Annotated in this window: 15 protein-coding genes; 9 read left to right on the top strand and 6 right to left on the bottom strand. The window is 35.7% G+C overall.

Annotation, left to right across the window (positions count from 1 at the left end; all coding sequences use genetic code 11):
• Window positions 1–12 precede the first annotated feature (12 nt).
• A complete protein-coding gene (locus BG05_RS26815) occupies window positions 13–747 on the top strand; it encodes an amino acid ABC transporter ATP-binding protein (protein WP_002010843.1) in 735 nt (244 codons plus the stop codon).
• Between the two features lie 51 nt (window positions 748–798).
• On the opposite strand, the gene sasP is transcribed toward BG05_RS26815, so the two are convergent.
• Window positions 799–1,002, bottom strand: a complete 204-nt coding sequence (sasP, locus tag BG05_RS26810) for a small acid-soluble spore protein, SasP family (protein WP_000013349.1) — start codon at window positions 1,000–1,002, stop codon at window positions 799–801.
• Between the two features lie 654 nt (window positions 1,003–1,656).
• Between sasP and BG05_RS26805 the strand changes: the two genes are divergently transcribed.
• Entirely contained in the window at window positions 1,657–1,902 is a 246-nt protein-coding gene (locus BG05_RS26805) for a hypothetical protein (RefSeq protein WP_002186650.1), read from the top strand.
• A gap of 16 nt (window positions 1,903–1,918) precedes the next feature.
• Here BG05_RS26805 and BG05_RS26800 read toward each other — a convergent pair whose 3' ends face one another.
• On the bottom strand, window positions 1,919–3,379 hold the full coding sequence (locus tag BG05_RS26800; protein WP_003187554.1) for a YheC/YheD family endospore coat-associated protein: 1,461 nt from the start codon (window positions 3,377–3,379) through the stop codon (window positions 1,919–1,921).
• 19 nt (window positions 3,380–3,398) lie between these two features.
• Complete coding sequence (locus tag BG05_RS26795; RefSeq protein WP_003187556.1) at window positions 3,399–4,451, bottom strand: YheC/YheD family protein; 1,053 nt, start codon at window positions 4,449–4,451, stop codon at window positions 3,399–3,401.
• 125 nt (window positions 4,452–4,576) lie between these two features.
• Here BG05_RS26795 and BG05_RS26790 point away from each other — a divergent pair, with 125 nt between their 5' ends.
• Together BG05_RS26790 and BG05_RS26785 are read left to right on the top strand one after the other, a co-directional pair.
• On the top strand, window positions 4,577–5,722 hold the full coding sequence (locus BG05_RS26790; RefSeq protein WP_002125510.1) for a DUF445 domain-containing protein: 1,146 nt from the start codon (window positions 4,577–4,579) through the stop codon (window positions 5,720–5,722).
• Between the two features lie 143 nt (window positions 5,723–5,865).
• A complete protein-coding gene (locus BG05_RS26785; protein ID WP_002125511.1) occupies window positions 5,866–6,219 on the top strand; it encodes a YlbF/YmcA family competence regulator in 354 nt (117 codons plus the stop codon).
• Window positions 6,220–6,372: 153 nt separating this feature from the next.
• On the opposite strand, the gene BG05_RS26780 is transcribed toward BG05_RS26785, so the two are convergent.
• Together BG05_RS26780 and BG05_RS26775 are read right to left on the bottom strand one after the other, a co-directional pair.
• Window positions 6,373–6,969, bottom strand: a complete 597-nt coding sequence (locus tag BG05_RS26780) for an NDxxF motif lipoprotein (protein ID WP_002169078.1) — start codon at window positions 6,967–6,969, stop codon at window positions 6,373–6,375.
• 21 nt (window positions 6,970–6,990) lie between these two features.
• Window positions 6,991–7,551: an HAAS signaling domain-containing protein gene (locus BG05_RS26775; RefSeq protein ID WP_003187563.1), complete on the bottom strand. Its 561-nt coding sequence runs from the start codon at window positions 7,549–7,551 to the stop codon at window positions 6,991–6,993.
• A gap of 400 nt (window positions 7,552–7,951) precedes the next feature.
• On the opposite strand from BG05_RS26775, the gene alsS reads away from it, so the two are divergent.
• The 4 genes from alsS (at window position 7,952) to BG05_RS26755 (ending at window position 12,873) form a co-directional block, all read left to right on the top strand.
• Entirely contained in the window at window positions 7,952–9,640 is a 1,689-nt protein-coding gene (alsS, locus tag BG05_RS26770; protein WP_016119662.1) for an acetolactate synthase AlsS, read from the top strand.
• Between the two features lie 16 nt (window positions 9,641–9,656).
• The gene (gene alsD, locus BG05_RS26765) at window positions 9,657–10,415 is read left to right on the top strand and encodes an alpha-acetolactate decarboxylase (RefSeq protein ID WP_002030021.1); all 759 of its coding nucleotides are present in this window, start codon (window positions 9,657–9,659) and stop codon (window positions 10,413–10,415) included.
• A 218-nt stretch (window positions 10,416–10,633) separates the two neighbouring features.
• Window positions 10,634–11,713, top strand: a complete 1,080-nt coding sequence (locus tag BG05_RS26760; RefSeq protein WP_002125520.1) for a glycosyltransferase — start codon at window positions 10,634–10,636, stop codon at window positions 11,711–11,713.
• Window positions 11,714–11,763: 50 nt separating this feature from the next.
• Entirely contained in the window at window positions 11,764–12,873 is a 1,110-nt protein-coding gene (locus tag BG05_RS26755) for a glycosyltransferase (protein WP_016126612.1), read from the top strand.
• Between the two features lie 179 nt (window positions 12,874–13,052).
• Here the strand turns inward: BG05_RS26755 and BG05_RS26750 are convergent, their stop codons facing one another.
• Window positions 13,053–13,667: a DNA-3-methyladenine glycosylase gene (locus BG05_RS26750; protein ID WP_003187571.1), complete on the bottom strand. Its 615-nt coding sequence runs from the start codon at window positions 13,665–13,667 to the stop codon at window positions 13,053–13,055.
• A 134-nt stretch (window positions 13,668–13,801) separates the two neighbouring features.
• Here BG05_RS26750 and BG05_RS26745 point away from each other — a divergent pair, with 134 nt between their 5' ends.
• A complete protein-coding gene (locus tag BG05_RS26745; protein ID WP_000640394.1) occupies window positions 13,802–14,674 on the top strand; it encodes a Cof-type HAD-IIB family hydrolase in 873 nt (290 codons plus the stop codon).
• Window positions 14,675–15,054 lie beyond the last annotated feature (380 nt).

Here is a 15,054-nt window from a genome sequence, read left to right as displayed (position 1 = left end):
GTTTTTGTTTTTATGATTTCAATTCAACATTTACAAAAAAGTTTCGGAGATAATACCGTATTAAAACATATAGACTTATCAGTTGAGAAGGGCGAAGTGGTTGTTATTATCGGGCCATCTGGATCTGGTAAGACGACATTCTTACGTTGTCTCAACGTGTTAGAAACGCCGAACGCTGGTAACATTCGTATCGGCAATAAAGAGCTCGATTTCTCTCAAAAAGTATCGAAGAAAGATATTGTAAATCTTCGTACGCAAACAGGTATGGTATTCCAGCACCATAATCTATTTCCTCATTTAACAGCAATTCACAATGTAATGGAAGGGCTCGTTACAGTGAAAAAGATGGGGAAAGAAGAAGCGAAGAAAAAAGCAAACTATTTCCTTGAAAAAGTTGGTCTTGCGGATAAAGTAGACTTATATCCGTTCCAATTATCAGGTGGACAACAACAGCGCGTTGGAATCGCTCGTGCGCTTGCGATGGAGCCGGAAGTTTTACTATTTGATGAGCCAACGTCAGCACTTGATCCTGAGCTAGTTCAAGAAGTTTTAAAGGTTATGAAAGAACTTGCTAAAGAAGGAATGACGATGGTCATTGTAACGCATGAAATGCGCTTTGCTCATCAAATTGCGAACCGTGTTATTTTCATGGATGGCGGTGTCGTTGTCGAACAAGGTACACCGGAAGATGTATTTACAAATCCAAAAGAAGAACGAACGAAGAAGTTTTTACAAATGTTGCAATAAATTAAGGAAGGTCTCAGGGCATATGCCCTGAGACCTTTTTGCCATATATATTTATTTTTGGAATCCGCCAAGGCTTTGCTCAGCCATTGCAACTAAACGTTTTGTAATTTCTCCACCAACAGAACCGTTAGCGCGAGCCGTAGAATCTGCTCCTAATTGTACACCAAATTCTTGAGCGATTTCGTACTTCATTTGATCGATTGCTGCTGTTGCACCTGGTACTACTAATTGATTGTAAGAACTTTGGTTTGCCATAGGAATATATCCTCCTTAGAGTTATAAAAATTTTTTTGGTTGGACTAGCTGGATTTGAACCAGATTATCGCCCCGTTTGGCGCTAATCCATCGGTAATTAAGTTTGTACTCATAGTATGGATGTTACCTAGAAAGATATACAAAAAAATAATTTGTAAATTTTGTAAAAAATATTTCATCATTTCGTAAATTATGAAATAAGAGTAATCGTTGTATTTTTAAGAAAGAAGGCTAAACTAAGAGCGAAATCATATGCGTTTTTTTCTTTGTATAACCAGCTTGGCTTACTTAACTTATGATTTGTTAAAGTGAGACAAATTCCAGTTTAGTAAAATGAAATTTAAATTGGGAGCAACTACATAGTTCTGTTTTAACCCAGGATGGGGCAGAAAAAGGAACTGACCGCGTCTATGCACGGCTAGATGCTCTCTTTAATCTAAAAAAGAGGCTTTTAAACGAAAATGTAATTAAAGTGAGAAAAATTAAAGCTTAGTAAAATGAAAATTAAATCGGGAGCAACTACATAGTTCTGTTTTAACCCAGGATGGGGCAGAAAAAGGAACTGACCGCGTCTATGCACGGCTAGATGCTCTCTTCAATCTAAAAAAAGGGCTTTTTAATTGTTTTTAAACGATAACGTATGGAGGAATCATGATGGGAATTTGCCCGCTTTGCAACGCGCTAGAATTACAAACATATTCTTGTCAAAATTGCCAAGGTATACTCCAAGATTATGGGAAAACTGTAGATTACATAGACGATTACAGTGCATATATGGATCAAGAATTATTAAGTGCAGTAGACGGTTTAACACATAATAATTCACAGGAGTATTGCAATCATGTTTTTTATTGCGGAGTATGTAATGTGGAAACAGAAGTTGTAGTGAAGCTCGTTTAAATAAAAAACTTCCACCTTATGAAGGAGGTGGAAGTTTTTGTTTTTGTATTTGTGAGTTAATCATAGGGGAAGGGATGTTTTCGGTATGTGACGAAGGACCTGATTTTATTTGTGACATTTTTTCTTTCGTGTCGCGCAAAGAGTGTTCAGTTAAATAGATGGCATATTCATAAAATAATTGGCGCGTAAGTTCACTTTGTTCTTTTAACTTTTCATCTTGGAATACAGTTCGCCCCGGTTTAGAATTTGCTTCAAATAGCCACGGGTTTTCCGTGGTGTCTAAACCAATGTCAAAACCAATTTCTCCAATGTTCCCGGTTACTTGCCCATCAAGTGCATAACTGATTTGTAAGGCTGTTTGTTTTAGTTTATTTTCAATTTGAACTTGCTTTGTTGAATCAGGAAATAGTTCCTGAAGTAATTTCGTATCACCGCCGCTATTTACATGAGTTGTTAAGCTACCTTTGCCGGCGATTTTTGCGACGATTGCACTGACTACCCAATTACCAAAATGGTTTTTATTTGTATGAATGCGAAAATCGACGGGTTGCCCTTCGAATCGGAGCAGTGAGATACCTTGTTGTACGATAAACTTTTTTAAATCATGTCCTTTTAACACATGGTTAAGAAGGGCTTCTAATGATTGATACTTTCTTAGTTTGTTTTGTTCATTTTCACGATAACGACAATAGTAGCAATTATCAGTTTGAGAATAGAGTATTTGATGAATATTTCTTCCGAAGCTACCGTGTATTGGTTTCATATAAATGTACTTATACGTACCGAGAAGTCGTTCTACTTGTTCAAAATGTTGAAATACTTCTGTATTTGGTAAGAATGGTTTAATTGAATCTTCTTTCATTAAAAGTTGATGCACTTCCCATTTATTGAAAAATCCCGGATTAAACCACGGAATCCCATAGTCGCTTTCTAAACGTTTTTTTGCTCTTACGATAGGTTTGTAATTTTCTGCTTGCCGATTTGGTAATCGGTCGTAAATGACATTTGGTAAAGGGACTTTGTTTTTTACCCATTTTCCTTCTTGAAAGAAGTACCCTTCAATTGTTTCCTCTTCCCAGTTTATATGTTGAATGCCAAAGACAAATACAAATGGCTGCAATGTGAATGGTGGTGTTAATAACTCACTGAGAGAGATGGAACGACTTCCTAAAGGAGAATTAGAATCATCGTTAAAGCCAGTTGTGAAAATCCCGATTAATGGGCCGAAAACAATGGTTTGATTGTGTAAGAAGGCATGGATTGTTGCTGAATGCGGTAGTAAAAGATCGGCTGCAATCTGTTCGCCAATAATAATTTCTCGCGTGAATGAATAATGAATTTTAATATTCTCACATGTAATATAACGTAAGCCAAAGAAAAAGGATGTAATTGGTGGTGTAATAGAAAAAACGTAAGGTAAAGTAATACTATTTGGATGCTCATCTGAAATACTTAATGTATATATGTGCTCTTTCAACGGGGATTTCCTCCTTTCGTTATGGTGTAAATCGGCTAAACTTTAATGGACCATGAAAAATTTGTTCAGCCAGTTCGTCGTTGTACCTAGTATAAACATCGTAAGATGGCATCGTATTGACGTACATAAGCCAAATGGCACCTTTTTGATCCATAATGGTAGAAAGCTCTAGTTCAAATAATGAAGAATAGGACTGATCGATTGTTTTAAACACTTCATTTACAACATCATGTAAAGCATCTTTTAATAATTGAACGCCAGTTGGAGAAAGTAAATATTTAATTTTAGAAAATGGATGTAACATAGAACGTTCTGTTGCTGAAAGTAAAAATTGTGCTGGGAATGAAGATTTTTGTATAAATTGACCGAGCACTTTCCAATTCTGTTCTTTATTTTTTTGCATAATGGTTCGAATATGAATCGGATATGATAGTTGATTTGGAGGTTGTAACATTGGATGAATCATATAACGGAATGAGTGTATGTTCGATTTGCACCATGATATAAATTTATCTGTTCGTTTGAATTGAGTAGAAGTATGATGTTGTTCATTTATTGTATCGATATGAAATGTTTTATTTTTGTAAGTGGCCCGATATAAATTTTCATTGGAGTGTATATTGATTGGTCTTATAATAATATCTCTTGTTTCTAGTAGTAATTTAAAAATTCCTTGTACTGTTCCTTTTATTATTTTTGGTACGTAAGGGGAAAGACGTTTATTAGTAAGAAAAAGATTGTGTAAATCGCTTGGGTTAATAAGTGTGTTGTTTAAAAAGGTAGTGGAAGAACGTTTGTGTAATGAATGAATAATCGCATTTGCTTGTTGGAATTCCTCATCCTCTTTGAAATGACAACGATCATATATATATGAAGGAATGGGAAAGGTTTGATCTATCCAATTTCCTGTATCTGTATCGTAAATAAGACCAGAAACAAGATCTGTCTTTGAATCAATGCTAAACGGTGTGAATTGGGCAACGACGTTATGATAAAGACGAGCTCGCTTAGCGATTTCGGTGTAATACGTTTGCTCGTGATGGAGCCCGGAAGTTAAAAGACCAAGAACCAACGAAATCACTCCTTTAGTAATAAGATGTTTGCATTATAGGCGAAGCTATATATTGCAAATACGTTTTTATACCATTATACTTTTGTCCGTATGATGATATGCTATAGTTTTGGAGAAGTGAAAGGTTGATTGTGATGAATATATGGTTAAATATGTTAATGACGACAGGGCTCGGGGCAATTATTGGAGGATACACAAATCATTTAGCGATAAAAATGTTATTTCGTCCTCATCGTCCGATTTATATTGGGAAGTTTCAGGTTCCATTTACGCCAGGGTTAATTCCGAAGCGCCGCGATGAGCTTGCTGTTCAATTAGGTAAAATGGTTGTAGACCATTTGTTAACACCAGAAGGAATCGGAAAAAAACTAACAAATAAAGATTTTCAAACCAGTTTAATTCGCTGGACACAAGTGGAAGTTGATAAAGTAATTACAAATGAACAGTCGTTACGGGATATGTTAGAAAAATGGAATTTAGAACATGTAGAAGAAGAGGCGATCGGGAAAATCGAACATGTTATTACAGAAAAAATTCATGCATTTTTAGCAGAGTACTATACATATACATGGGAACAGGCGTTACCTCATTCTGTTCATGAAAAAGTAGAGAATGCGATTCCGAATGTAGCATCTTTTATTTTAAAAAGAGGAATTAGCTTTTTGGAAAGTGAAGAAGGAAAGGAACGCCTTTCAAAAATGATTGATGACTTTTTCGCTTCCAGGGGAACGCTGCTTAACTTAGTTGGTATGTTTTTAGGGAATGTAAGTTTAGTTGATCGCGTGCAGCCGGAAGTCATTAAGTTTTTAGGACAAGATGGAACAGAGCGTCTGTTAACTGATGTACTGCAAAAAGAGTGGGAAAAGTTAAAAGGAAGAGACGTAAAAGAATTAGAAACGTTCGTAGAGAAAGAAATGATTGTGAACTCCATATTGTCAGCGGTTAAAGTAGAGGAAACAGTGAGTAGATTTTTAAATCAGTCTGTTCAGCAAGTATGTGAGCCAGTACGAGAAACAATCGTTGGAAAAGTGGTCCCTAGCGCAGTAGAGAAAGGCTTGAAGTGGGGGACAGAAAATGTGGGAAGTATATTGGGAAATCTACAGCTTGCGGAAATTGTCCAGCAAGAAGTATCTACATTTTCAACAGAGAGACTAGAAGATCTCGTATTGTCCATTACAAAAAATGAGTTAAAAATGATTACATATTTAGGGGCGTTATTAGGAGGAACAATTGGATTTATTCAAGGGTTGTTACTCTTGTTCCTTAAGTAATAAAGATGGGTGCATAGAAATAAAAGTGAAATTTCTTCCCATCTCTTGCATAGTTTGATATGGTAGGAAGAGGTGCGTATGTAAATGCACTTAAAAGGCAGTGCGAGCGAAAAGCGCTAGCCTTCTAAAGGAGGAAAAATAAAATGACAAAAAACATTCATGATGTTGCATATGAATTACAAAAAACAATCGCTGAAAACGAAGATTTCCAAACATTAAAAGCAAGCTACGCAGCAGTACAAGGAGATGCAGAGTCAAAGAACTTATTCGAAGAGTTCCGCGCGATGCAACTTGGCTTACAACAAAAAATGATGCAAGGCCAAGAAATCACTGAAGAAGACAACCAAAAAGCACAAGAAGTTGTAGCTCGCATTCAACAAGATGCAAAAATCACAAAGTTAATGGAAACTGAGCAACGTTTAAACATCGTTATCACTGACGTTAACAAAATTATCATGAAGCCACTTGAAGAATTATATAGCGCGCAACAAGCGTAATGATAGAAGACGCTCCTAGTATGGGGGCGTTTTTTTGTGTAGGAAATTTGATAGTCCTTCCACAAAAAAATCCCCTTCAAAATAGCCATGTGTTAGTGACTGTTTTGAAGGGGATATATGATGTATCTTTCAATTTCTCTTTTACATATGTAATTACTTGTTGAAATACTCAGTTCTAATATTTTTTTCTTTCAAAAACTTTTCAATTTCTTTTTGCTTCCTACCATTAACTTTCTCAAAGCGTTTTGTAAAAGAAAAATCAGTTTTGAATAAGTTACCATCTTGCGCGATTTTGTCTAATTCGTGCTCTAGTTCTACTGAAAGTGCCGTAGATGCTGAAATGAATTCATACATTTCTTTCGAAGGTTTTTTGTAATCATCAGGGATCGTATTGTTACTAATAAAATCATGGAAATTCGCATCATTTTGTTGCGCTAAATCTACTAGTTGCTTTAATTTCTCTCGGTCGGATTCCGTGACATTCTCGTCAGACATAGATGATGAAAGTGGAACGATGTTTTCGTCTAACTCTCCGCTATAATCTAAATAAGTTTTTATATTTTGTTTCATTTCGTTTTCGTTAATCGTTTCATTCTTTTTTGAGGAAGTGAATATAGTTTCTGGAATTTTTATCGTTACATCTTTAATAGATTGCACATCGTTTTCTTCCTTAGGTTGTGCACTGTTTGAACAAGCTGATAGAAATAAAATTGTAAGTAACATGAGTGAATATAAAGTATATTTCTTCATTTTAATCTCCTTTTTCATTCATTAGTATCTTTGTAAAACGGCTAAATTCCATTTTAAATACTTTACTAAAAGTGAGTATACATGTTTTATCATTTGGTAAGATATTACGGATATGAGTAAGCCGATGCAAAAAGCTATGAATACATTATAGACATTGGAATAACTGATTTGATGAAACCCGTTAAAAAATCCTAACCCTATTAATAAAATAGGTGAAATGATTAAGAATGGAGTGGCAATTATAAGTGCTAGAAGAATCGGTAATAGAAAGAGTAATAAGAAAAAGGCGATAATGATAAATATAAAGTTTAAAAAACTTAAGCTCATAACAGAAAATAGTGCGGTTATCATATTTTTGAAGCTTCGTTTATTGTCCGCGTTTTGTATTGCATAGGAAACATTAAGTTCTTTCGCGATCGTTTTAGGGTTTCCTAGTTTTCTAGCAATTTCTTCTTCAGATTTCCCATCTTGTTTACCACTGATAAAATGAGTTTCGTACTCTGAGATAATATCTTTCTTTTCTACATTAGGCATATTCCGCAGGGAAGAACTAAGTTGTTCCAAAAATTCACTTTTGTTCATAACAATCACTTTCCTTTATAAAATGATGAATTACAGCTGAAAATCCTATCTTTTGAAAAGGGGGATACGAATTATAAGGTGCGTTCCAATTATTGGGTATTCCAATATTTACAAATATATCATTTAGTAGTGTTCTTTGCAAGGTACTATAATCTTATTAATACTGTGATTAGATGGAATTTTTTCGTGCATTTTTAGAGGAGATATAAAAATATTATTTTAGGATAAACAAAGGGTTGTAAGCGTATTCCTTAGAGGTTGTCAAAAAACTGTCAAATTCATATCGTTGGAAAAATAATGCATTTGTAATATAATGATAAATGATACTTCACCACGTTAATTAACTAGGTGAAATTAAAAATCTTTATTACACACATTATGAAATAAAGGGATGATTAGTTTGAGTACAGGTGTAAAAGCAAACGACGTGAAAACAAAAACAAGAGGAGCAGATCTTGTTGTTGATTGTTTAATTAAACAAGGTGTTACACATGTTTTCGGTATTCCAGGAGCGAAGATTGATTCTGTATTTGATGTACTGCAAGAAAGAGGACCAGAGTTAATTGTTTGTCGTCATGAACAAAATGCAGCATTTATGGCAGCTGCTATTGGTAGATTAACAGGGAAACCGGGCGTATGTCTTGTAACTTCAGGACCAGGGACATCAAATTTAGCGACAGGTCTTGTTACTGCGAATGCGGAGAGTGATCCCGTTGTTGCTTTAGCTGGTGCAGTTCCGCGTACAGATCGATTAAAACGTACGCATCAATCTATGGATAATGCTGCATTATTCGAACCAATCACTAAATATAGCGTAGAAGTCGAGCATCCTGATAATGTACCAGAAGCACTTACTAATGCATTTCGAAGTGCTACTTCTACAAATCCAGGAGCAACACTTGTAAGCCTTCCGCAAGACGTTATGACTGCGGAAACGACAGTAGAATCTATCGGTGCGCTTTCTAAGCCACAGCTTGGAATCGCTCCCACAAATGAAATTACATATGTAGTAGAAAAAATAAAATCAGCGAAATTACCAGTTATTTTACTCGGCATGAGAGCGAGCACAAATGAAGTAACGAAAGCAGTTCGTGAGTTAATTGCTGATACAGAACTTCCTGTTGTTGAAACGTATCAAGCAGCTGGCGCGATTTCACGTGAGTTAGAAGATCATTTCTTCGGCCGCGTTGGATTATTCCGTAACCAACCAGGTGATATTTTACTAGAAGAAGCGGATCTTGTTATTTCTATCGGCTATGACCCAATTGAGTATGATCCGAAATTCTGGAATAAACTTGGCGATAGAACAATTATTCACCTTGATGATCACCAAGCAGATATCGATCATGATTACCAACCAGAGCGTGAATTAATTGGTGATATCGCTTTAACTGTAAATAGCATTGCGGAGAAATTACCGAAGCTTGTATTAAATACGAAATCAGAAGCAGTTTTAGAACGATTACGCTCGAAATTATCAGAGCAAGCAGAAGTTCCAAACCGTGCTTCAGAAGGTGTTACGCATCCACTTCAAGTCATTCGTACACTTCGTTCTTTAATTAGTGACGATACAACCGTTACATGTGACATCGGTTCCCATTCTATTTGGATGGCGAGATGTTTCCGTTCTTATGAACCACGTAGACTATTATTTAGTAACGGTATGCAAACGTTAGGTGTTGCACTTCCTTGGGCAATTGCCGCTACTTTAGTTGAACCGGGCAAGAAAGTTGTTTCCGTGTCAGGTGATGGTGGTTTCTTATTCTCTTCGATGGAATTAGAAACAGCGGTACGTTTAAATGCGCCTGTTGTCCATCTCGTTTGGAGAGATGGTACATATGATATGGTTGCGTTCCAACAAATGATGAAATACGGTAGAACATCAGCTACAGAGTTTGGCGATGTTGATCTTGTGAAATATGCAGAAAGTTTCGGTGCAATAGGTCTTCGTGTCAATACACCAGACGAATTAGAAGGTGTATTGAGAGAAGCGTTAGAAGCAGAAGGTCCTGTCATTATTGATATTCCAATTGACTACCGTGACAACATTAAATTAAGCGAAAAATTATTACCAAACCAATTAAACTGATGGGGGCATGAGTGAGATGACTGTTGCGCAATTAATTGATATTGATGCAAAAAGAACGAAAATGAGTAATGAAGTATATCAAACATCTACAATGCTTGCGCTATTAGATGGTATATACGATGGTGTTATTAATTTTGAAGAACTGAAAGAACGTGGTGATTTTGGCATCGGTACATTTGATCAATTAGATGGTGAAATGATTGCGTTTGATAATGAGTTTTACCATTTACGTTCAGACGGTTCAGCGGAAAAAGTAGAACCGGAAGAAACAACACCTTTTGCGACTGTAACGTTTTTTGAAAAAGAAATGAGTTATACGGTAGAGCGTCCGATGAATCGTGAAGAAGTGGAAGCATTATTACATGAGTTAATGCCAAGTAAAAACTTATTTTATGGTATTCGAATGGACGGTACGTTCCGTGAAGTTAGAACGAGAACTGTTCCAAGACAAGAAAAACCGTATACGCCGCTCGTTGAAGTGACGAAATCACAACCGATTTTTTCGTTTAAAGATACAGAAGGTACGCTAGCTGGATTTTGGACACCAGATTATGCGCAAGGTATTGGTGTAGCTGGTTTCCACTTACATTATATTGATGATGAAAGAAGCGGGGGAGGACATGTTTTCGACTATGTTGTGGAAAACTGTACGATCCAAATTTGTCAAAAAGCTCATATGCATTTAGCACTTCCTGAAACAGCTGATTTTATGGCGGCGGAATTATCAAGAGAAAACTTAGAGAATGATATTGCGACCGCGGAAGGTGCGGAGTAAAAAGGAATCGAAATTATGTATTCTCTATATAAAGAACCGAAGTCTTGTTCAGGCTTCGGTTTTTTTCATTGATTTGCAATCTTCGAGTGAAATTCCCCTATCCAATTTCACTGCACCGCCTCATTATGTTTCTTTTGTAAAATGCAAACTCAATTTTGAAGCAAAAGAAATATAAATTTCTCTCCAAACATATACATCAAAAGGATAGGGGGGATATGATGGAAAACTCCATTACTATTAGTTTATGCATGATTGTAAAAGATGAAGAACAAACTATATCAAAATGCTTAGAATCGGTTAAAAGTGTTGTGGATGAAATTATTATTGTAGATACAGGTTCCACAGATGCTACAAAAGAAATTGTGAAGAAGTACGACGCGAAAGTTTATGATTTTCAATGGATTGAAGATTTTTCAGCGGCACGAAACTTTGCGTTTTCTAAAGCTACAAAAGAATATATTCTTTGGCTAGACGCAGATGACATAATAGATACGGAAGATATAAAGAAATTGTTGCAGTTAAAACATACGTTAGATCGTAGTACGGATGCAGTATCTATGAAATATTATTTAACTTTTGATATAGAAGGAAATCCAACACATTCTTTAAGGAGATATCGATTAGTCAACAGAAGTAAAAATTTTCAATGGTATGGATTTGTTCATGAATATTTAGAGGTGTATGGAAATCTTATAAATAGTGACGTAGGGGTAAGTCATAAAAAAGAAAAAGCATATACTAATCGTAATTTGAAAATATATGAAAAACATCTTGAGAGTGGAAAAGAGTTTAGCCCCCGCGATGTGTACTATTATGCAAATGAATGTAAGGATCACAGATTATTTGATAAGGCTGTTAAGGGGTATTCTAGGTTTTTAGATGAAGAAAAGGGTTGGGTTGAAGATAACATTCAAGCATGTTTAAAAAGAGCCGAATGTTATCTAGAATTGGGGGACTTAAAAAAATCTATACAGTCTTGTTTGCAATCATTTACGTATGACACGCCTAGAGGAGAACTTTGTTGCCACTTAGGACGTGTATTTTTGCAACAAGGGGAATATTCTAAAGCGATATATTGGTACCATGCAGCAATTGACGGGCCCAGGCCAAAGGATTCTCCATTTGTCCGGGAAGAGTGTCATACATGGTTGCCGCATATTCAACTATGTATTTGTTATGATCGAATAAAAGAATATGAAAAGGCAATTTATCATAACGAACAAGCTGCACTGTTCATACCTAATAATCCGAGCATTGAATATAATAGAAAATATTTTGATAGTTTATCGGAAAAATAATATTTAATAATACTAGATAATCATTTTGGCTGCTGAGAGGAGTTTGATTCATGCTCACAAGTATAATTATATTGACTCATAATCAATTACAGTATACAAATGAATGCATCCAAAGTATTAGAACTTATACAGTGGAACAAGAGTATGAGTTAATAGTTGTGGACAACGCGTCAACAGATGGTACTGTAGAATGGTTACAAAAACAATCGGATATTATGCTAGTGGAAAATGCGGAGAATATGGGTTTTCCAAAGGGATGCAATCAGGGAATTAAAGAGGCAAAAGGTGACAATATTCTATTATTGAATAATGATGTGGTCGTAACTGAAAATTGGCTAAGCAACTTAATTCGGTGTTTATATGAAAGTAAGGATACTGGAGCGGTAGGGCCCATAACTAATAATGCCGCTTACTATACTGCTATACCAACCTTTTATAAAGATATTGAAGGAATGCAGAAGTTTGCAACTTTATATAATCAAAGTGATAAAAATAAATGGGAAGAACGTATGAAATTAATCGGATTCTGTATGCTTATAAAAAAATCAGTGTTAGATGAAGTTGGATTATTAGATGAACGATTTACACCGGGGAATTATGAAGATGATGATTTGTCACTAAGAATGTTTGAAAAAGGATATAAACTGTATTTATGTAAAGATACATTTATTCATCACTACGGAAGTGTCTCATGGAAAGAAGATAGTATGAAATTTTCTGTAGTTTTACATGAAAATAATATAAAATTGTATGAAAAATGGGGGTTTTATGGTGAAAGTTTATACATTCATTATGATTTACTAGCAATTGTAGATCGATTTGCGCCTGATAAAGTGAATATTCTTCATATAGGAGCTGGATGTGGTGCAACTTTATTAGAAATGAAAAGGCGTTACCCGGCAGTTCCCATATTTGGAGCAGAAATTAATGAAAAAGCAGCAGCTCTTGCAAATAGGGTAGCTCCTACAACTTCTGCTGAGTATGACAAGTTACATGAGGTATTTACAGATGAAAAATTCCAGTACATTTTGTTATCACATCCTATTGAGCCAGCGAAATTACCGCAGGTCATACAATCTATGTCACAACTTTTAACGCCAACAGGAACTTTCATTATGTCGAAATTCAATTTGGATAATTATTATGCATTAAAAAAATAATGCTTTTAAGATTTTCTCTTTGGAGATGAGCTGTATTTGGCAATGTTGGAGGAACAACGGTTTCTTTTATAGAAACAAAACCGAAATCCGAGCCCGGATTTCGGCTTTTCGACGTGTGATGAATTACGAAAAAAGAGCTATCCTATAAGTTGGTTTCACTTACTTATAGGATAGCTTCTTTATTTTGAAACAAACGGATGCTTTTCATAATAAAACCGCCATGGATAGTGAACGGCTTCTTCTGCATAATCAATATTAATACGAGGGCCAGCTATTATGTTATGTGTGGATGATAAATGGTCTTCTTCAGGAACTAATTCAATATGTAACGTATCACTTTGAAGTGATACGCCGCGCTCTTCTAAAGTGATTCCGAGCGCGCGGCATAGTTTTCCGGGGCCATTTGTTAAGTTTTTATACTGAGCTTTCGTAATGTCAGTTTTGTTGTAGCGCGCTAGTTTCATGTCTTCGATTCCATCTACAGGTTCAAGAGCACGAATGAGAACTCCTTGCGGGGTGCCGATTGTTGCTGTAATTACGTTAAAGCAATGATACATGCCGTAAATTAAATATACGTAAGCATGTCCTGGTGCGCCGAACATTACTTCTGTTCGATCAGTCCGTCTGCCTCCGTAACTATGAGCGGCCTTATCATCTGGACCTTTGTATGCTTCTACTTCTACAATAATTCCGCTCCGCTTTATGCCGTCTACAATATGAACGAGTTTATGTCCGAGTAACTTCTTTGCGATCACTAATGTATCGCCTTCATAAAAAGAAGGTGGTGCCTGCATTGTACTATCTCCTTTGCCAGTTGTATATGTATATAGTAAACCAAATTTTCAGTAGTAATTCTAACTCGTTCTATTTACTACATTTATTTCATAAATTATGGATAGAGTACAACAGCGAAGAGGGGGAGTGCGACATGATTTATCGCTTACTAGCTCTTAATATAGATGGGACACTACTATACAACAACGGAAAAATCGCAAAAGGGATACGAGAAACAATTGACTTTGTGAAAAGAAAAGATGTATACGTTACATTATTTACGAATCGTAATTTTCAATCTGCTCATAAAATAGCGAAGGCGTTAAAATTAGATTCTATATTAGTTACGCATGGCGGTGCTTTCGTTTCAGCATCGTTAGATAAGCCGTTCGCTCAAAGGAGATTATCTGAAGAGAAAACCTTTAATATTGTGCAAGTGTTAGAGCATTTTGATTGTAATGTTCGCATTTCTCATGAACGATATTCAATTGGGAATCGTGAGAGAAATACACCAAACTTAATTGCGCGTACTGTATTATCAAGCGCAGATCCGTTATTTTATCCAGTTCAATTTGTAGATTCGCTAGGGGATGCACTGCGTGATCATCCAGTAGCTGCGCCAAAAATTGATATTGTTTTCCATACGAAAGGTGAAAAAGAAAGAGGGATGAATACGTTAAAAAAGGCATTTCAAGATGTAGAGTACGTCGAGTGTGATGAAAGACATATAGAAATTCTCCCTCAAAATGTATCAAAACTACGTGGTTTACAATTACTTGGGGAGCATTTAAATATTAACCTTAGTGAAATGGTTGCGATTGGAGATAGCGTAGAAGACTTAGAGGTAATTGAAAATGTTGGGCTTGGGGTAGCGATGGGGAACGCTCCTGTAGAATTAAAGCAAGCGGCGGACTGGATTACACGTTCTAATACTGAGAACGGCGTAGAGTACATGATTAAAGAGCATTTTCGTAAGCAATTCCCGCTTCCTTTTTTAAAGAATCATAAACATACACCGAAACGATGAAAGAAAAACGTAGCTTTTTGGCTACGTTTTTTTGTCGACTTTATTTGAAAAGTTTAAATCAATATTCCAATAAGAAATGAAAGCGTTTCAGGCGAGGAATTGTGTCTGTAATCCATACAATTCACTTGAATACTTTAGAAAACTGTTGTAGAGTGGATGATGTTGCCAAAATAGTTACACCACATGAAATATTCTTCGAGTTAATTTTATTGAGCTCCCGTACGTAAAAACACTTCAGCATGTTAGTTTAGTTCACGTATTATCTCAAAAATGAATTGTAGTAGTTTCGCCAATTAGTTGTAGAGCTTCTTTGTTTTATTTAAATGGATTATTTGTAAATTAGTATGAATAGGTTTTAAGTACATCTGAAATGTACTTCT

The organism is Bacillus mycoides (assembly GCF_000832605.1).
Taxonomy (GTDB): Bacteria; Bacillota; Bacilli; order Bacillales; family Bacillaceae_G; genus Bacillus_A; species Bacillus_A mycoides.
The sequence above is the reverse complement of the archived record's forward strand: the minus strand, read 5'-3'. Positions and strand labels throughout refer to the sequence as shown.